This window comes from Streptomyces litmocidini, from assembly GCF_014649755.1.
Taxonomy (GTDB): Bacteria; Actinomycetota; Actinomycetes; order Streptomycetales; family Streptomycetaceae; genus Streptomyces; species Streptomyces litmocidini.
This window is the reverse complement of sequence record NZ_BMTQ01000002.1, coordinates 520,836-538,145: the sequence shown is the minus strand read 5'-3', so window position 1 is coordinate 538,145 and position 17,310 is coordinate 520,836. Positions and strand designations below refer to the sequence as shown.

At 71.6% G+C, this 17,310-nt stretch carries 16 protein-coding genes, 1 tRNA gene and 1 pseudogene; 6 read left to right on the top strand and 12 right to left on the bottom strand.

Annotated elements, in window-relative coordinates; genetic code table 11:
• Positions 1 to 36 precede the first annotated feature (36 nt).
• The 3 genes from IE180_RS05835 to nth all read right to left on the bottom strand — a co-directional run bounded on the left by IE180_RS05835 (position 37) and on the right by nth (position 2,953).
• On the bottom strand, positions 37 to 1,236 hold the full coding sequence (locus tag IE180_RS05835; protein ID WP_190155645.1) for a MarP family serine protease: 1,200 nt from the start codon (positions 1,234 to 1,236) through the stop codon (positions 37 to 39).
• Between the two features lie 78 nt (positions 1,237 to 1,314).
• A complete protein-coding gene (locus tag IE180_RS05830; protein ID WP_190155644.1) occupies positions 1,315 to 2,019 on the bottom strand; it encodes an NUDIX hydrolase in 705 nt (234 codons plus the stop codon).
• 109 nt (positions 2,020 to 2,128) lie between these two features.
• Positions 2,129 to 2,953: an endonuclease III gene (gene nth, locus IE180_RS05825; RefSeq protein ID WP_229860313.1), complete on the bottom strand. Its 825-nt coding sequence runs from the start codon at positions 2,951 to 2,953 to the stop codon at positions 2,129 to 2,131.
• 254 nt (positions 2,954 to 3,207) lie between these two features.
• Between nth and IE180_RS05820 the strand changes: the two genes are divergently transcribed.
• On the top strand, positions 3,208 to 3,882 hold the full coding sequence (locus tag IE180_RS05820) for a Crp/Fnr family transcriptional regulator (protein ID WP_015034542.1): 675 nt from the start codon (positions 3,208 to 3,210) through the stop codon (positions 3,880 to 3,882).
• A 68-nt stretch (positions 3,883 to 3,950) separates the two neighbouring features.
• On the opposite strand, the gene IE180_RS05815 is transcribed toward IE180_RS05820, so the two are convergent.
• From IE180_RS05815 to sp36, 5 genes are all read right to left on the bottom strand, one after another.
• Positions 3,951 to 4,835 (bottom strand): prohibitin family protein, encoded by an 885-nt coding sequence (locus IE180_RS05815; protein ID WP_190155642.1) that lies wholly within the window; start codon positions 4,833 to 4,835, stop codon positions 3,951 to 3,953.
• A gap of 266 nt (positions 4,836 to 5,101) precedes the next feature.
• The gene (locus IE180_RS05810) at positions 5,102 to 5,932 is read right to left on the bottom strand and encodes an MBL fold metallo-hydrolase (protein ID WP_190155641.1); all 831 of its coding nucleotides are present in this window, start codon (positions 5,930 to 5,932) and stop codon (positions 5,102 to 5,104) included.
• On the bottom strand, positions 5,929 to 6,816 hold the full coding sequence (locus tag IE180_RS05805; RefSeq protein ID WP_190155640.1) for an NUDIX hydrolase: 888 nt from the start codon (positions 6,814 to 6,816) through the stop codon (positions 5,929 to 5,931). The genes IE180_RS05810 and IE180_RS05805 overlap by 4 nt, the downstream gene beginning before the upstream one ends.
• Before the next feature lie 152 nt (positions 6,817 to 6,968).
• Positions 6,969 to 7,439, bottom strand: a complete 471-nt coding sequence (locus tag IE180_RS05800; RefSeq protein ID WP_030690870.1) for a RidA family protein — start codon at positions 7,437 to 7,439, stop codon at positions 6,969 to 6,971.
• A complete protein-coding gene (gene sp36 / locus IE180_RS05795; protein WP_015034547.1) occupies positions 7,436 to 7,594 on the bottom strand; it encodes a Sp36 family protein in 159 nt (52 codons plus the stop codon). Before sp36 ends, IE180_RS05800 begins: the two co-directional genes overlap by 4 nt.
• A 122-nt stretch (positions 7,595 to 7,716) precedes the next feature.
• Between sp36 and bagA the strand changes: the two genes are divergently transcribed.
• Together bagA and bagB are read left to right on the top strand one after the other, a co-directional pair.
• Positions 7,717 to 8,679, top strand: coding sequence for an ATPase BagA (bagA, locus tag IE180_RS05790; RefSeq protein WP_190155639.1), 963 nt, complete (start codon positions 7,717 to 7,719; stop codon positions 8,677 to 8,679).
• Between the two features lie 140 nt (positions 8,680 to 8,819).
• Positions 8,820 to 10,139 carry an ATPase BagB gene (bagB, locus tag IE180_RS05785; protein ID WP_190155816.1) on the top strand — a complete coding sequence of 440 codons (1,320 nt, stop codon included), beginning with the start codon at positions 8,820 to 8,822 and terminating at the stop codon, positions 10,137 to 10,139.
• A 62-nt stretch (positions 10,140 to 10,201) separates the two neighbouring features.
• Here the strand turns inward: bagB and IE180_RS05780 are convergent, their stop codons facing one another.
• Complete coding sequence (locus IE180_RS05780; RefSeq protein ID WP_015034550.1) at positions 10,202 to 10,546, bottom strand: WhiB family transcriptional regulator; 345 nt, start codon at positions 10,544 to 10,546, stop codon at positions 10,202 to 10,204.
• A 1,010-nt stretch (positions 10,547 to 11,556) separates the two neighbouring features.
• Here IE180_RS05780 and IE180_RS05775 point away from each other — a divergent pair.
• A complete protein-coding gene (locus IE180_RS05775) occupies positions 11,557 to 13,791 on the top strand; it encodes a transglycosylase domain-containing protein (RefSeq protein WP_190155638.1) in 2,235 nt (744 codons plus the stop codon).
• A 67-nt stretch (positions 13,792 to 13,858) separates the two neighbouring features.
• Here IE180_RS05775 and IE180_RS05770 read toward each other — a convergent pair whose 3' ends face one another.
• Positions 13,859 to 14,323: a GatB/YqeY domain-containing protein gene (locus IE180_RS05770; protein WP_190155637.1), complete on the bottom strand. Its 465-nt coding sequence runs from the start codon at positions 14,321 to 14,323 to the stop codon at positions 13,859 to 13,861.
• 74 nt (positions 14,324 to 14,397) lie between these two features.
• Here IE180_RS05770 and IE180_RS05765 point away from each other — a divergent pair, with 74 nt between their 5' ends.
• Together IE180_RS05765 and IE180_RS05760 are read left to right on the top strand one after the other, a co-directional pair.
• A complete protein-coding gene (locus IE180_RS05765) occupies positions 14,398 to 15,336 on the top strand; it encodes a metallophosphoesterase (RefSeq protein WP_190155636.1) in 939 nt (312 codons plus the stop codon).
• A gap of 512 nt (positions 15,337 to 15,848) precedes the next feature.
• A tRNA-Pro gene (locus IE180_RS05760) sits at positions 15,849 to 15,922 on the top strand.
• 96 nt (positions 15,923 to 16,018) lie between these two features.
• Here the strand turns inward: IE180_RS05760 and IE180_RS05755 are convergent.
• Together IE180_RS05755 and IE180_RS05750 are read right to left on the bottom strand one after the other, a co-directional pair.
• A pseudogene (locus IE180_RS05755) lies at positions 16,019 to 16,354 on the bottom strand (tyrosine-type recombinase/integrase); the annotation flags it as partial.
• Positions 16,355 to 16,396: 42 nt separating this feature from the next.
• Positions 16,397 to 17,275 carry a glycosyltransferase family 2 protein gene (locus IE180_RS05750; protein ID WP_190155635.1) on the bottom strand — a complete coding sequence of 293 codons (879 nt, stop codon included), beginning with the start codon at positions 17,273 to 17,275 and terminating at the stop codon, positions 16,397 to 16,399.
• Positions 17,276 to 17,310: the final 35 nt, after the last annotated feature.

Sequence of the window (17,310 nt, the reverse complement as noted above, 5' to 3'; positions counted from 1 at the left end):
GTCCCGGTGAGCCCCTTCGGGCTCACCCCACTCGCCTCAGAGGGCGCAGGCCTGGGTGTCGACCTGCTGGTCGGCGGTCCGGCCCTGCTCGATGTCCTCGCGGATCTCGTCGACCGTCAGGGCGTATCCGGTGTTCGCGTCGTCGAGGGAGCGGGCGAAGATCACGCCGTACACCTCGCCGTCCTCGGTGAGGAGCGGGCCGCCGGAGTTGCCCTGGCGGACCGTCGCGTACAGCGAGTACACGTCCCTGCGCACCTCGTCACGGTGGTAGATGTCGGGTCCCTTGGCGCTGATGCGGCCCCGCACCCGGGCCGACCGCACGTCGTACGAGCCGTTCTCCGGGAAGCCGGCGACGATCGCGTCGTCGCCGCTGCGGGCGTCCTCGTCGGTGAAGGCCAGCGGGGCGGCCCGGAGGCCCGGCACGTCCAGGACGGCGATGTCGCGCTGCCAGTCGTAGAGCACGACCTTGGCGTCGTAGAGCTTGCCCTCGCCGCCTATCTGGACGGTCGGCTCGTCGACGCCGCCGACGACGTGGGCGTTGGTCATGACGCGGCGGTCGGCGAAGACGAAGCCGGTGCCTTCGAGGACCTTGCCGCAGCTCTGCGCGGTGCCGACGACCTTCACGATGGAGCGCTGCGCGCGGGCGGCGACGGGGCTGTGGGCGAGCGCCGGGTCGGGCGGGGTGACCGGGGTGATCGGCTCGTTCGCGAAGGGGCTGAAGACCTGGGGGAAGCCGCTGCGGGCCAGGGTGGAGCTGAAGTCGCCGAACCAGCCCGAGGCCTGATCCGGCATCACCTGCTCCACGCCGAGCAGCACCTTGGAGTTCCGTACCTCCTTGCCCAGGGTGGGCAGGGAGGTGCGGGCGAGGGCGGAGCCGATCAGCCAGGCCACGAGCAGCATCGCGACGACGTTGACCAGGGCGCCGCCGGTGGCGTCCAGGGCGCGGGCCGGCGACCAGGTGATGTGGCGTCGCAGCTTGTTGCCGAGGTGGGTGGTGAAGGCCTGGCCGACGGAGGCGCAGACGATCACCGCCATCACGAAGACGACGGTGGCCGTCGTCGAGACCTCGCTGTGGTCGGTCAGCTGGTCCCAGAGGATCGGGAGCAGCAGGACGGCGACGAGGCCGCCGCCGAGGAAGCCGACGACCGAGAGGATGCCGACGACGAATCCCTGGCGGTAACCGATGATCGCGAACCACACGGCGGCGAGCAGCAACAAGATGTCCAGCACGTTCACCGTCAATAGCCTCGCAGATTCGTTTCCGGTCACCCGGGGTCGGTCGGCCCACGGCCGGTCCGCCCGGAGGTCAGCCTGTCATGAGCGCCAGTCGAGCGGGACCTGCCTGGACCGGTCCCAGGGGCGCTCCCAGCCGGCGTAGTGCAGCAGCCGGTCGATGACGCCGGCCGTGAAACCCCAGACCAGAGCGGATGCGACGAGGAACCCGGGGCCCTTGTGGCCGCTCGGGTGCACGGTGGTCGCACGGTTCGCGGGGTCCGTGAGATCCGCCACGGGGACGGTGAAGACGCGGGCGGTCTCTCCGGGGTCGACGACGCCGACCGGGCTGGGGGTGCGCCACCAGCCCAGGACGGGGGTGACGACGAAGCTGCTGACCGGGATGTAGAGCCGGGGCAGGACGCCGAAGAGCTGGACGCCCGCCGGGTCGAGGCCGGTCTCCTCCTGGGCCTCGCGCAGGGCGGCGCGCAGCAGGCCGCCGTCCGCCGGGTCGCCGTCCTCGGGGTCGAGGGCGCCGCCGGGGAAGGAGAGCTGGCCGGCGTGCGAGCGGAGGCTGCCGGAGCGCTCCATGAGCAGCAGTTCGGGTCCGCGCTCGCCCTCGCCGAAGAGGATGAGGACGGCGGACTGCCGGCCGGTGCCGTTTTCGGGCGGCAGGAAGCGGCTCAGCTGCTCGGGCCGGACCGTGCGGGCGGCCCGGTCGACCGGCTCGAGCCAGTCGGGCAGGCCGTCCCGGCTGAGCAGCCCGGCCTTCCCGGGTCCGTGGATCTCTTCGTCAGTGCGCGTCACAGGTACCCCCGTGGTTCACAACGCGGTCGGTGGACGGGTTCGTTCCCGGTGTTCCCCCGCCCCGGACGCCCGGGGCGGGGGAACGCGCCCGGGGCTCCCGGGGGCGGGTTCAGGCGCCGCCGCCGAGCGGGGGCGCCGGGGTTCCCGGGTAGTCGGGCGGCGGGTTCAGCCGCTGGCCGGGGAAGCCGCCCATCTCGTACTTGAGCAGCTTCCGCGCCTTCTCGGGGTCGGTCTCGCCCTCTCCGTACGAGGGGCAGAGGTGGGTGATCGGGCAGGCGCCGCAGGCGGGCCTGCGGGCGTGGCAGATGCGGCGGCCGTGGAAGATCACCCGGTGCGAGAGCATCGTCCACTCGCTCCTGGGGAAGACCGTGGCGACCTCGGCCTCGATCTTCACCGGGTCGTCGGACTCGGTCCACCGCCAGCGGCGGGCGAGGCGGATGAAGTGGGTGTCGACGGTGATGCCGGGGACCCCGAAGGCGTTGCCGAGGACGACGAAGGCGGTCTTGCGGCCGACGCCGGGGAGCTTGACGAGGTCCTCCAGGCGGCCGGGGACCTCTCCTCCGAAGTCGTCCCTGAGGGCGGCGGCGAGGCCCATGATCGACTTGGTCTTGGCGCGGAAGAAGCCGGTCGGCCGGATCAGCTCCTCGACCTCCTCGGGCACGGCCGCCGCGAGGTCCTCGGGCGTGGGGTACTTCGCGAAGAGGGCGGGGGTGGTCTGGTTGACCCGCAGGTCGTTGGTCTGGGCCGAGAGGACCGTGGCGACGAGCAGTTCGAAGGGGTTGCGGAAGTCGAGCTCCGGGTGGGCGTACGGGTAGACCTCCGCCAGCTCGCGGTTGATCTTCCGGGCGCGACGGACCATGGCGAGCCGCGATTCGGGCCCGACGGGCTTCCGGTTCGCACCTTTGACCCGTTTCGACACGCCGTGTTCGCCCACGGCGGAATTACCTTCGGCCGACACTCTTTCAGCCCCCTTGGCCTGCGCTCTCACCGGCGAGTTGGACACCCGACCAGCCTAGGCGCCGCCGCCGACATCCGCCCCGGGCACGGCCGATCGGAGCCCAATCGGGCCCCTGACGTACGGATGGGCGGCTCGGTACGTCAAACTTGTTGTGATTGATCGCACTGTTTTGTGCGTCCGGCATCATGGGACCCAGGTCCTTTGAGCAGGTCGACAGTAGGAGAGAACTCGTGGACGACGTTCTGCGGCGCGCCCCGCTCTTCGCGGCGCTCGATGACGAGCAGGCTGCCGAGCTGCGCGCCTCGATGAGTGAGGCGACGCTCGCCCGTGGCGACGCGCTCTTCCACGAGGGCGACCCCGGTGACCGCCTGTACGTGGTGACCGAGGGCAAGGTGAAGCTGCACCGCACCTCCCCCGACGGCCGCGAGAACATGCTGGCCGTCCTCGGCCCCGGCGAGCTCATCGGCGAGCTGTCCCTCTTCGACCCGGGCCCGCGCACCGCCACGGCGACCGCGCTGACCGAGGTCAAGCTGCTCGGCCTGGGCCACGGCGACCTCCAGCCCTGGCTGAACGCCCGGCCCGAGGTGGCCACCGCGCTGCTGCGCGCCGTCGCCCGCCGACTGCGCAAGACCAACGACCAGATGTCCGACCTGGTCTTCTCCGACGTACCGGGCCGTGTCGCCCGCGCGCTCCTCGACCTGTCGCGCCGCTTCGGCGTGCAGTCGGAGGAGGGCATCCACGTCGTCCACGACCTCACCCAGGAGGAGCTGGCCCAGCTGGTCGGCGCCTCCCGCGAGACGGTCAACAAGGCGCTCGCCGACTTCGCCCAGCGCGGCTGGCTGCGCCTGGAGGCCCGCGCCGTGATCCTGCTGGACGTGGAGCGCCTCGCGAAGCGCTCGCGCTAGTACCCCGAGCACGCGGAAGGCCGCCCCGGTCGTCGGACCGGGGCGGCCTTCCGCGTCCTGCGGGACGGTCAGCGCTTCGAGCCGTCCACGATCACCGGGGCGGAGCCGCCGTCGCCGCAGGGCACCGCGTAGACCGGGTTCTTCGCCGCGACCTCCCGGTACGCGTCGATGCACTGGTTCATCAGGACCTTGTCCGTCAGCGAGTCGTTGAGGATCTTGTTGGCGCGGGCGATGCCCTCCGCCTCGATGCGGCGCCGGTCGGCCTCGGCCTTGGCCGTACGGGCGGCCTCGGTGGCCCGCTCGGTGGCCTGCTGCTGCTGGATCTTGCGGTCGATCTGACCCTGGAGGGCGTCCGAGGGCTTCACGTTGCGCAGGTTGACCGTGGTCACGTCGATGCCGCGCGGGGCCAGACGCTCCTTGATCAGGGTGCCGATCTCGGCGTTGATCTTCTCGCGGTCGGTGGCGTACCCCTGCTCGCTGGTGTAGTGGGCGAAGACGTTACGGATGATCTCCCGGCTGTCCGGGTAGACCAGCCGCTGCTGGATGGCGTCCTCGCTGCCCGCGAGCTTGTAGAGCTCGACGGACTTGGCCTGGTCGACGGACCACTTCACCGTCACCTCGACGTACATGACACCGCCCTGCGAGGAGCGGACCTCGACCACGTCCTTGTCGGAGAGGTTGAGGTCGACCGGGCGGGTGGAGAAGGTCGTGACGTCCGTGAACGGCGACTTCAGGTGCATGCCCGAGGTCATCGGAGAGCCCACCTTGCCGAAGGCGACCGGCACGCCGACCTCGTACGCGCTGATCACGTACGTCATGCTCGCGATCAGCGAGAAGAGGCCGGCCAGGACCGCGCCGAGGGCGCCGAACTTCAGCCCCTTGGAGTCGTTGGCGCGACCGACGAGAAAGAGCACCACTGCGGCTATGACCAGCAGGATGGCGATGACGAACACGGGTGGACCCCCCGAGAGCTACGGCCGGATGTAAGCGGAGCGTAAGACACAGGGGAAAGCCGAAAGGTTCCGGGTCCCGTCCCACGGGCCGGGGCCCCGGTGGACCGGGCCGGGGCGGGGCCGACCGGGGCGCGGTCGGGCCGGGGCGCAGTCGGGCCGGGGCGCGGTCGGGCCCCGGTGGACCGGGCCGGGCCGGGGCGCGGTCGACCGGACCCGACGCGGTCCCTCGAGTGCGGCCGCACCCCTTCAGCCCCGGCCGCACGCCCTCAGACCAGGCCGCGGCCCCTCAGGTACTCCAGCTGCGCCCGTACGGACAGCTCGGCCGCCGGCCACAGCGAGCGGTCCACGTCCGCGTACACATGGGCGACGACCTCCGCCGCCGTCCGGTGTCCCGCCTCGACCGCCGTCTCCACCTGGGCGAGCCGGCTCGCCCGGTGCGCGAGGTAGAACTCCACGGCCCCCTGCGCGTCCTCCAGGACCGGCCCGTGTCCCGGCAGGACCGTGCGCACCCCGTCGTCGACGGCCAGCGAGCGCAGCCGCCGCAGCGAGTCCAGGTAGTCCCCGAGCCGCCCGTCCGGGTGCGCGACCATCGTCGTCCCGCGTCCCAGGATCGTGTCGCCCGTCAGCACCGCCCGGTCGGCCGGCAGGTGGAAGGAGAGCGAGTCCGAGGTGTGCCCGGGCGTCGGGACGACCCGCAGCTCCATGCCGCCGACCGTCACCACGTCCCCCGCGCCGAGCCCCTCGTCGCCCAGCCGCAGCGCCGGGTCGAGGGCCCGCACGGCCGTCCCGGTCAGCTCAGCGAACCGGCCGGCGCCCTCCGCGTGGTCCGGGTGGCCGTGGGTCAGCAGGGTCAGCGCGACCCGTTTGCCGAGCTTCTCGGCCGTGTCGAGCACATGACGCAGATGGCCCTCGTCGAGCGGCCCCGGGTCGACCACGACGGCGAGGTCCGAGCCCGGCTCGGAGAGCAGCCAGGTGTTGGTGCCGTCGAGGGTCATCGCGGACGGGTTCGGCGCCAGGACGTTCACGGCGCGGTCGGTCGCCGGCCCGGAGGCCACCAGTCCGCGCGGCCGGCCGGGCAGGGCGGCGGCGTCGCTCATCGCTCACCCCCCGCGGGGATGACCTTGGTGAACTCCTCGTGCCCCGGCCAGCTCAGGACCAGCTCGTCGCCCTCCAGGCGCGCCTGTGCGAGGACGGGGGCCATGTCCTGCGCCTCCGCCGCCACCAGCGCCTCGGCGGCCGTCCCGTACGGTTCCAGGGTGCGCAGGGTCGAGATCGTCGGCGGCATCATCGTCAGCTCGCCCCGGTCGTAGCCGGCCGCGGCGTCCGCCGGGCGGATCCAGACCGTGCGGTCCGCCTCCCCCGACACGTCCCGGGTGCGCTGCCCGGCCGGGAGCGCCGCCACGAAGAACCAGGTGTCGTACCGGCGCTGCTCGAACTCCGGAGTGATCCAGCGGGCCCAGGCGCCCAGCAGGTCCGAGCGCAGGACGAGCCCGCGCCGGTCCAGGAAGTCGGCGAAGGACAGCTCCCGGGCGACGAGCGCCTCCCGGTCCCGCTCCCACTCCTCGCCGGTCGTGTCGCCGACGACGCCGTCCGTGGTCTCTCCGGCGAGCAGCACGCCCGCCTCCTCGAAGGTCTCGCGCACGGCCGCGCAGACCACGGCCTGGGCCTGCGCCGGATCGTCGAGGCCGAGCCGGGCCGCCCAGGTCTCCAGGGACGGGCCCGCCCAGCGCACCGGCTGCTCGTCGCGCGGGTCGACGCCGCCGCCGGGGTAGGCGTACGCACCGCCCGCGAAGGCCATCGAGGTGCGGCGGCGCAGCATGTGGACCTCGGGCCCGGAGGCCCCATCGCGCAGGAGCAGGACCGTGGCGGCGCGCCGGGGCGTCACGGGGGTGAGCTCACCGGCGGCGAGGGCCCGGATGCGGTCCGGCCATTCCGCCGGGTACCACTGACCGTTCGACTGCTTCGACTGACCATTCGACATGGCCGGATGCTATGCGCAAGCATCGGAATGCACGAGAGCCGGTTTCCCGGGCTGTGGAAAACCGGCTCCCTGTCGTACGGAGTCACACGGACGCGCGAGTCGGGCGAACGTACGGAGTCGTAGGGCCCTCGTCGAGTCGTCCGGATCGGCGGTCAGGCCTCGACGAGCTCGACCTGGACCTCGACCTCGACCGGCGCGTCGAGCGGCAGCACGGCCACGCCGACGGCGCTGCGCGCGTGCACGCCCTTCTCGCCGAGGATCTCGCCGAGCAGCTCGCTGGCGCCGTTGATGACGGCGGGCTGGCCGGTGAAGTCGGCGGCGGAGGCGACGAAGCCGACGACCTTCACGACGCGCTTGATGCGGTCGAGGTCACCGGCGACCGACTTCACGGCCGCGAGCGCGTTGAGCGCACAGGTGGCGGCGAGTTCCTTGGCCTCCTCCGGCGTGACCTCGGCGCCGACCTTGCCGGTCACCGGAAGCTTGCCCGCCACCATCGGGAGCTGGCCCGAGGTGTAGACGTACACGCCGGACTGCACGGCCGGCTGGTAGGAGGCGATCGGCGGCACGACCTCGGGCAGGGTCAGGCCGAGCTCGGCGATCCGCGCCTCGACGGCCCCGCTCACGACTTGGCCCGCTTCAGGTAGGCCACGAGCTGCTCGGGGTTGTTCGGCCCGGGCACGACCTGGACGAGCTCCCAGCCGTCCTCGCCCCAGGTGTCCAGAATCTGCTTGGTCGCGTGCACCAGAAGCGGCACCGTGACGTACTCCCACTTGGTCATGGGCCGACTGTATCCGCTGCCGCGGGGCCGTCCGCCGAGGTGGCCCCCGAAGCTCCCCCTAGGGAGCTTCTCCGGGGCGGCCTGCTGATTGCGCGCGGCCGCCAGTGGTTAGGCTCGACAGCGTGAGCAGGCTCCAGGTCGTCAGCGGCAAGGGCGGTACCGGTAAGACGACGGTCGCCGCCGCCCTCGCCCTCGCCCTCGCGACGGAGGGGAAGCGGACCCTCCTCGTCGAGGTCGAAGGCAGGCAGGGCATCGCACAGCTCTTCGAGACGGAAGCCCTTCCGTACGAGGAGCGCAAGATCGCCGTCGCCCCCGGCGGCGGAGAGGTGTACGCGCTGGCGATCGACGCCGAGCGCGCGCTCCTCGACTACCTCCAGATGTTCTACAAACTGGGCGGTGCGGGGCGGGCCCTGAAGAAGCTCGGCGCGATCGACTTCGCGACGACGATAGCGCCGGGCGTCCGGGACGTGCTCCTGACCGGCAAGGCGTGCGAGGCGGTCCGGCGGCGCGAGAAGGACGGCCGCCCCACCTATGACCACGTGGTCATGGACGCGCCGCCCACCGGCCGCATCACCCGCTTCCTCAACGTGAACGACGAGGTCGCGGGCCTGGCCCGGATCGGTCCGATACACAACCAGGCGCAGGCCGTCATGCGGGTCCTGAAGTCCCCCGAGACGGCGGTGCACCTGGTGACGCTCCTGGAGGAGATGCCGGTCCAGGAGACCGCCGACGGCATCGCGGAGCTGAGGGCCGCCGACCTGCCGGTGGGGCGGGTCGTGGTGAACATGGTCCGCCCGCACGTGCTCGACGAGGCGGCGGTGCGGGCCGCTTCGGGCGACCACCGGGACGCGATCGCGCGCACCCTGGCGTCCGTCGGCGTCACGGGCGGGACGCGCCTGGTCGAGCCGCTCCTCGACCAGGCGACCGGGCACGCGCGACGGGTCGAGCTGGAACGGGCGCAGCGCGCCGTCCTGGACGGCGTCGGCGTCCCCTCGTACGAACTGCCCTTCCTCGGGGACGGGGCGGACATCGCCGGGCTCTACCGGCTGGCGAAGGAACTGCGGAAGCAAGGGGTGGGCGCGTGACGAAGAAGGCGGACGCCACGACGGCCCCCGAAGCGGCCACCGCCGGAGCCGGGCCTGACGCAGGAACAGGTGTCGGGCCCGACACCGCGGCCGGGCCCGACACCGCGGAGGAAGCGGGTGGTGCGGCCGGACCGGACGCCGTGGACGGGCTCGATCGCGCGCCCCTCCTGGAGCTCGATCCGCTCCTCGACGACCGGGGGACCCGGATCATCGTGTGCTGCGGCGCGGGCGGGGTCGGCAAGACGACCACGGCGGCGGCCCTCGGCGTGCGGGCGGCGGAGCGCGGGCGGCGGGTCGTGGTCCTCACCATCGACCCGGCGCGCCGGCTCGCCCAGTCCATGGGCATCGACTCCCTCGACAACACGCCCCGCAAGGTCGACGGGATCAAGGGGTCCGACGGCGGCGAACTGCACGCCATGATGCTCGACATGAAGCGGACCTTCGACGAGATCGTCGAGGCGCACGCGGAGCCCGAGCGGGCGCGGGCGATCCTGGAGAACCCCTTCTACCAGTCCCTGTCGGCCGGGTTCGCCGGTACGCAGGAGTACATGGCGATGGAGAAGCTGGGGCAGCTCCGGGCCCGCGACGAGTGGGACCTGATCGTCGTCGACACCCCGCCGTCCCGGTCCGCGCTGGACTTCCTCGACGCGCCGAAGCGGCTCGGGTCCTTCCTCGACGGGAAGTTCATCAAGCTGCTCATGGCCCCGGCGAAGGTCGGCGGCCGGGCCGGGATGAAGTTCCTCAACGTCGGCATGTCGATGATGACGGGGACCCTGGGGAAGCTGCTGGGGGGTCAGTTCCTCAAGGACGTGCAGACGTTTGTGGCGGCGATGGACACGATGTTCGGCGGTTTCCGGACCCGCGCGGACGCCACGTACAAACTGCTCCAGGCCCCGGGCACGGCCTTCCTCGTGGTCGCCACGCCGGAGCGGGACGCGCTGCGCGAGGCCGCGTACTTCGTGGAGCGGCTGGCCGCCGAACGGATGCCGCTGGCCGGTCTCGTCCTCAACCGCGTCCACGGCAGCGGGGCCGCACGGCTCTCGGCCGAGCGGGCGCGGGCCGCCGCGGAAAATCTTGACGAGGGGCGCATTGTGGATCAGGGGGACGGGAAGGCTGGACTGCGTGGCTCCCCGGCCACCACGCCCGAGCTTGAGACCGAGCCCGAGCCGAACGATCTCGCCACCGCCGCCGCACATCCCGTACCCGAGGCTGCCCCCACAGCCGAACCGGCACAGGAAACAGACGTGGACGTACGACATCTCACCGCAGGACTTCTGCGCCTGCATGCAGAGCGCATGCGGGTGCTCGCGCGTGAGCAGCGCACGCGCGACCGCTTCACCGCGCTCCACCCGGAGGTGGCGGTGACCGAAGTGGCCGCCCTGCCCGGCGATGTGCACGACCTCGCCGGGCTGCGGGCCATCGGTGACCGGCTCACTGCGGGGCGGACGCCCTCGGCCTGAGCCGTCTCGCGTACGAGTACCCGTATCCGTACTCGTACCCGCTTCTCGTACGGGTCGCGGGGTCAGCCGACCGCGGCGTACGCCTCGTACGTCGCGTCGTCCTCGATCGCCACGGGCAGCAGGCCCGCTCCCCGCTCGTACTCCGTCCGCGCGGTCTCCAGGAGCCGGCGCCACGAGGTGACGGTCGGCCTGCGGCGCAGCAGGGCGCGACGCTCGCGCTCCGTCATGCCGCCCCACACGCCGAACTCCACGCGGTTGTCGAGGGCGTCGGCGAGGCACTCGGTCCGCACCGGGCATCCGGTGCACACCGCCTTCGCCCTGTTCTGCGCCGCTCCCTGCACGAAAAGTTCATCCGGATCGGTAGTGCGGCAGGCCGCCTGCGCACTCCAGTCAGCTACCCAGCCCATACCGGCGCCGTCCTCTCCCGAATCGAGGCTCCCCCACGGCGGCAGCGGCATATTCACCGCTGCCAGTTGGGACGTTACGGAAGGTGGGCACAGCGCAACACCCCCTTCGGGCCCAATCTTGAATGGTCCGAACGGACTATGCGTGTACGTCAGATCACCCAGGGGAGTGATCGAAGGACATGCGGGTGATAGCGGACATATCTCAGGGATACGCCCTTTCCCGGCAGGGTCATTCCAGGGTCCCGCATGACACATGAACAGGAATCGGACACGAGGCTTCCCGCGTTTCGGGGTCACGGGAATCCCTGCCGACGTCACACCCGGGTCTTGATGCCGGACCGCACTGCTGTGACAGTCGGGAGCAGCTTAGGCCAAGGCATATACGTGTGTCCGGCGAATGGGAACGCAGGCACCCCACCTCACTTCACCTTGCCATGCCGCGAGCCTGTCGGCCGTGAAGGCCGGGCTTCGGACGGTCCGGTGCCGGACCGGAGAGCGCCCCGCGTGGTGACGGCACGGCACGGGCACTCCTCGTCCCCCGCCGCGGACGGGCATCCGCTCGTGGAGGGGCCGGACTTCCGGCCCGCGTGCTCGGCGGACCCGGCCGAGGGGTTCGCAGGCGCCGGCCCGACACCTGTTCCAGGGACGCCCGACGCGGGCCGTCGACGAGCGGTGGTTCGACACGGACGAACGGGGCCGGATGCGCGAGGGCGGGCACGGCCCCCGCGAAGCCCCCTCGGCGACCACCCGCCGCCGCACCGGCGAGCCGCACTCGAACCCCGCCCCGCTCCCCACCGACCGCGACCACGCGTCGTGGAGACAGGAACCCGGCCCCCACGCGACCGCCACCCCGGGGGAGCGCCGGCACGGGGAGCACCACGACCGTGCACCGGTCCACGCGGAGGCCTCCTGGGGCCCGGCCCCACCCGGATGTCACGGTCTGGTACTCGAACGCTCCGAGAGGCCCCTGCTCCTGCGGATCGCACATGACTACGGATTAGGCTGCCCCCATGGCAAAGAAGCGCTCGGGCGGTGGTCTGACCGGGACCCAGCAGGCCGCAAAGTTCCTCGGTGTCAGTGTGCTCGCCGGAACCGTGCTGGCGGGCATCGCCCTGCCCGCCGCCGGTGCACTCGGACTGGCCGCGAAGGGCACGGTCGAGGGGTTCGACGAGATCCCCTCCAACCTGAAGACCCCGCCGCTGAGTCAGCGCACCACGATCCTGGACGCCGAGGGCGGCGTGATCGCCACGGTGTACTCGCGGGACCGGAAGGTCGTGCCGATCGACAAGATCTCCCCGTACATGCAGAAGGCGATCGTCGCGATCGAGGACGGGCGCTTCTACGAGCACGGGGCGATCGACCTCAAGGGCGTGCTGCGCGCCATCAACCGGAACGCGCAGTCGGGCGGGGTCGCGCAGGGCGCGTCCACGCTGACCCAGCAGTACGTGAAGAACGTCTTCGTCGAGGAGGCCGGTGACGACCCCGAGAAGGTCGCGCAGGCCACCCAGCAGACCATCGGCCGCAAGGTCCGCGAGCTGAAGTTCGCGATCCAGGTCGAGGAGGAGCTGGGCAAGAAGAAGATCCTGGAGAACTACCTCAACATCACGTTCTTCGGGCAGCAGGCCTACGGCATCGAGGCCGCCTCCCAGCGGTACTTCTCCAAGCCCGCGGCCGACCTGGAGCTGGGCGAGGCGGCGATGATGGCCGGTCTCGTCCAGTCGCCGAGCCGCTACGACCCGATCAACGACATCCAGGAAGCCACCAAGCGCCGCAACACGGTCCTCCAGCGGATGGCCGACGTGAAGGACATCAGCCAGGCCGAGGCGGACGCCGCCAAGGCCAAGCCGATCAAGCTGAAGGTGAAGACCCCGAAGAACGGCTGCATCACCGCCGTCGACGGCGCCGGCTTCTTCTGCGACTACGTCCGCAAGACGATCCTCAACGACCCGACCTTCGGCAAGACGGCCGAGGAGCGGACGAAGCTGTGGAACCTGGGCGGCCTCACCATCAAGACCACGCTCGACCCCCGCGCGCAGGCCGCCGCCAACGAGGCCGCCGTGGCGAAGGTCGACAAGGACGACCCGGTCGCCGCCTCGGTGGTGCAGGTCCAGCCCAAGACCGGCCGCATCCTGTCGATGGGCCAGTCCCGCCCGTACGGACTGGACCAGAGGCAGCACCAGACGACGCTGAACCTCGCCGTCGGCAGCAAGATGGGCGGCACGACGTACGGCTTCCAGGTCGGCTCGACCTTCAAGCCGATCACGGCCGCGGCGGCGCTGGAGAAGGGCCTGAGCCCGGCGCAGAGCTTCGACACGCCGGCGCAGATCAACATCCCGGAGAGCGACTACACCCGTTGTGACGGCAAGCCCGCGGGCTACGCCAACTGGGAGGTCAACAACGAGATGAAGTCGGAGAAGGGCGTCTTCGACATGACGAGCGCCCTCGGCAAGTCCATCAACACGTACTTCGCCAAGCTGGAGCAGATGGCCGGCCTGTGCGAGACGCTGACGATGGCGAAGAACGTCGGCTACGAGCGCGAGCTGGGCAAGCCCATCAAGCCGAGCCCGTCGGTCACCCTCGGCAGCATCGAGAGCACCCCGCTCGACATGGCGTCCGTCTACGCGACCTTCGCCAACCGCGGCATCTACTGCACCCCGATCGCCATCGAGTCGATCAAGGCCGCCAACGGCGACAAGCTGAACGTGCCGCAGACCAAGTGCACGCGGGCCATGAGCGACCGGACCGCCGACACCATCAACCAGATGCTGAAGGGCGTCGTCGAGGACGGCACCGGTACGAAGGCCGGTCTCAGCGACCGCGACAACGCGGGCAAGACCGGTACGACCAACGACCGCAAGGACGCCTGGTTCGTGGGCTACACCCCGAACCTGTCCACCGCCGTCTGGGTCGGTGACGACGTCGGCGAGAAGAAGTCGATGTACGACATCACCATCGGCGGCGAGTACTACGACAAGGTCTGCGGCGGCTGCCTCCCCGGCCCGATCTGGAAGATCGCGATGACGGGCGCCCTGGACGCCGGTCAGACGCCCGGCTTCGTCCCCGTCTCCGTACCGCGGGCCCAGAAGCCCAAGGAGGAGGAGAAGGGCGGCGACGAGGGCCCGAACAAGCCCCGCAAGCCGGCCGACAACAAGCCGGGCGACACGGACCCGAGCCCCGGCTTCACGTTCCCCACGGACCTGTTCGGCGGCGGGGACGGACGCGACAAGCCGCGCGGAAACCACTGACGCGGTGACACGAGGAAGGGCGCCCCGCCTGACGGTGGGGCGCCCTTCCTCGTACCCGCTCCGCGGATCAGCCCGCGAGCAGCTTCTTCACCGCGGCGGCGACACGGCCGCCCTCGGCCCGGCCGGCCACCTTCGGGTTCACGATCTTCATGACGGCGCCCATGGCGCGCGGCCCCTCGGCGCCCGCCGCCTTCGCCTCCTCGACGGCCGCCGCGACGATGGAGTCGAGCTCCTCGTCGCTGAGCTGCTTCGGGAGGTACGCGTCGAGGATGAGGCCCTCGGCCTTCTCGCGCTCGGCGGACTCGTGGCGACCGCCCTTGGCGAAGGCGTCCGCGGCCTCGCGGCGCTTCTTCGCCTCCTTCGCGATCACCTTCTGCACCTCGTCGTCGGAGAGTTCGCGCTTCGTCGTACCCGCGACCTCCTCCTTCGTGATCGCGGTGATGGTCAGCCGCAGGGTCGAGGAGCGCAGTTCGTCGCGCTCCCGGATCGCGGCGTTGAGGTCGTCCTGGAGCTTCGCCTTGAGCGTGGTCATGGGGCCAAGTGTCGCAGGTGCGCCCCCCGTGCCGCCCGCGCATTTAGGGTCGGCGGGTCTGCGACGATGGGGGGATGCGCGCACGGTACGGCATCCCCCTGAAGATCACGGCAGGCCTCACGGCGACCGCGGCGGCCGGAGTCGCCTACGCGGCCGGCATCGAGGCCCGCTCCTTCCGACTCCGCCGGGTCACGGTCCCGGTCCTCCCGCGCGGCATGCGCGACCTGCGGGTCCTCCAGGTCTCCGACATCCACATGGTGAGCGGCCAGCGCAAGAAGCGCGCCTGGCTGCAGTCCCTCGCGGGGCTCCGCCCGGACTTCGTCGTCAACACCGGCGACAACCTCTCCGACACGGACGCCGTGCCGGAGGTCCTCGACGCGCTCGGGCCGCTGATGGAGTTCCCCGGTGTGTACGTCTTCGGCTCCAACGACTACTACGGTCCCCGGCTGCGCAATCCCGCCCGCTACCTGCTGGAGAAGGTGCAGGGCCGCCACGGCCTCAACGGCAACCCGCCGGTGGTCGGCGCCATCCACAACCCGTGGGAGGACCTCAGGGACGCCTTCGACGCGGTCGGCTGGGTCAACCTCACCAACACCCGCGGCCGGCTGAAGCTGCCGCAGGCCGAGCTCGCCTTCACCGGCCTGGACGACCCGCACATCAAGCGCGACCGGTACGACAAGGTGGCCGGCGGCCCCGACGCGGCGGCCGACTTCTCGGTGGGCGTCGTGCACGCCCCGTACCTGCGCTCGCTCGACGCCTTCACGGCCGACGGGTACGAGCTGGTCCTCGCCGGGCACACCCACGGCGGCCAGCTGTGCATCCCCTTCTACGGGGCGCTCGTCACCAACTGCGACCTGGACACGGACCGGGTGAAGGGCCTCTCCACCCACACGGTGGAGGACCGCACCTCGTACCTCCACGTCTCGGCGGGCTGCGGCACCAACCGGTTCACCCCCGTCCGCTTCGCCTGCCCGCCGGAGGCCACCCTGCTCACCCTGACGGCGCGTGCCTGAACGCTTACGGTGAGGGCACGTTCGCGCCCCCACCGCGGCCGCGCCGGCCCCCGGCGGCCCTCCGGGGTCCGATCGCCCTGTCCGCCGCCACGGCCCGGTCATCGAGTGCGCGGACGGCGACGTGCCCGTCGCCCCGGGCTTCTGCACCCTCCGGTCCGACATCCTGGTCGCCGCCGCTCCGGGCCTGGGCGCCGTCCGCCCCCCGGAGCCGCCGCCTGCCGCCGCTGCCGGCGCCGTGGACCGGCGGCGTGGACCGGCGGCGCCCCGCTCTCCCCCGCCGCGACCACCCGCTGCACGTACCCGTTCCTCGGCGTCACCGCCCACGGCCGTGGCGGCGTCCTCGCCGACGCCGACGCCCTCGGCACCGCCTTCTACGCCCCCGGTCTCGCGATCATCGCCCCGGACCGCATCCGACCTGCGCCGAGGCCCTCCGAATACCGGATTTCGTCTGAGCGCGCGCGTGGGCTAAAGTAATCGATGTCGCCGCGACATGAAGAACAAAGCAGCGACATCGGGGTGTAGCGCAGCTTGGCAGCGCGCTTCGTTCGGGACGAAGAGGTCGTGGGTTCAAATCCCGCCACCCCGACAGCCGAAACAGCAGGTGAGGCACCTACTCTCAGGAGTAGGTGCCTCACCTGTTTCTGCTTGCGTGTCTATCTGCGTGACCACCGCTCCCGCGCGCCTACGACTGTTGCGGATCGGCGCCGAAGATCCCGTCCGTGACCACGGCACCGGTCTGGATCACGGGCCGGATCCGCTTCCGGTAGACCTCCTCGGTCACGGCCGTCCCCGAGTGCCCGACGAGCTGGGAGATCACCTCCAGAGGGACGCCACGGTCGGAGAGCAGGGACACGAAGCTGTGCCGGAGCTCCCGGGGCGTCCACTCGTCGGGGTTGATCCCGTCGATGCCCTTGAGCGCCTGACGGAAGGCACGGCGGACGTCGGCCGCGTCGAGCGGCTTGCCCACGGCCGAGGAGAAGACGAGGCCGTGCTCCTCCCACTTCCCGCCGGCGCTGATCGGCAAGCCCCTGCCGGGCGTCAGGCCGTCCGAGCAGTGGACCTAGATCACCGGCGGACGGCCCAGGCGGGTCATGCGGAGGACCGTGGTCCAGCGCATCGGGGCGCGGGGGCCGCCGGAGCGGCGGACGCCCTCCGCGAAGCCGCCGAACCAGGCCTTCAGGCCCGGCAGCGAGCGGGTGCGGGCCAGGGTCAGGAGGGTCCATACGCCGAGGTAGACGGGGACGAGCGGGACCGGCAGGTTGCGCTTGGCCAGCCAGACGCGGTTGCGGGCCGTCATCCGGTAGTAGACGGCGTGGCGGGCCGGGCTGGTCCTGGGATGCTGGAGCAGGAGTTCCGGCGCGTACAGGACCTTCCAGCCCGCGTCGAGGGCCCGCCAGGCGAGGTCCGTCTCCTCGTGGGTGAAGAAGAAGTCCTCCGGCCAGCCGCCGATCCGGTCGAGCATCGGCATCGACAGGCCGTGGCCGCCGCCGAGGAAGGTGGTCACCTCGCCGCCGCGCAGCGGGTCCTTCGCCCCGAGGCGCGGGACGTGCCGGCGCTGGGTCTCGCCGGTCTCGTCGGCGATGCGGAACGAGACGATGCCGAGGCGCGGGTCCGCCTCGTACAGGTCGGCGAGGCGGCGGAAGACGTCCGTGTCGACGAGCAGGCCGTCGTCGTCGAGGTCCACCACGATGTCGACGTCACCGAAGGAGCGCAGCGTCTCGATCGCGACGTTCCGCCCGCCGGAGACGCCCCGGTTCTCGGGGAGTTCGACGCCGGTGACGCCCTCGGGCAGGTCCGGGAGCGAACCCGTGCCGTTGCCGACGACGACGATCCGGGACGCGGGCTCGTCCTGGCCCGCCACGGCGTCGAGCAGCGCCCGCAGCTCGGCGGGGCGCGTCCCCATCGTCAGTACCGCCACACCCACACGAGGTCGCGCCACGACCCACTCCGTCCCATGAACCTGTGCACCAGAAC

What these genes read in the sequence shown, in the direction of transcription:
- IE180_RS05810 (WP_190155641.1), bottom strand. Translation starts at nt 5,932, where the DNA reads ATGAGCGACGCCGCCGCCCTGCCCGGCCGGCCGCGCGGACTGGTGGCC.
- IE180_RS05805 (WP_190155640.1), bottom strand. Translation starts at nt 6,816, where the DNA reads ATGTCGAATGGTCAGTCGAAGCAGTCGAACGGTCAGTGGTACCCGGCG.
- sp36 (WP_015034547.1), bottom strand. Translation starts at nt 7,594, where the DNA reads ATGACCAAGTGGGAGTACGTCACGGTGCCGCTTCTGGTGCACGCGACC.
- IE180_RS05780 (WP_015034550.1), bottom strand. Translation starts at nt 10,546, where the DNA reads ATGGGCTGGGTAGCTGACTGGAGTGCGCAGGCGGCCTGCCGCACTACC.
- IE180_RS05775 (WP_190155638.1), top strand. Translation starts at nt 11,557, where the DNA reads ATGGCAAAGAAGCGCTCGGGCGGTGGTCTGACCGGGACCCAGCAGGCC.
- IE180_RS05770 (WP_190155637.1), bottom strand. Translation starts at nt 14,323, where the DNA reads ATGACCACGCTCAAGGCGAAGCTCCAGGACGACCTCAACGCCGCGATC.
- IE180_RS05765 (WP_190155636.1), top strand. Translation starts at nt 14,398, where the DNA reads ATGCGCGCACGGTACGGCATCCCCCTGAAGATCACGGCAGGCCTCACG.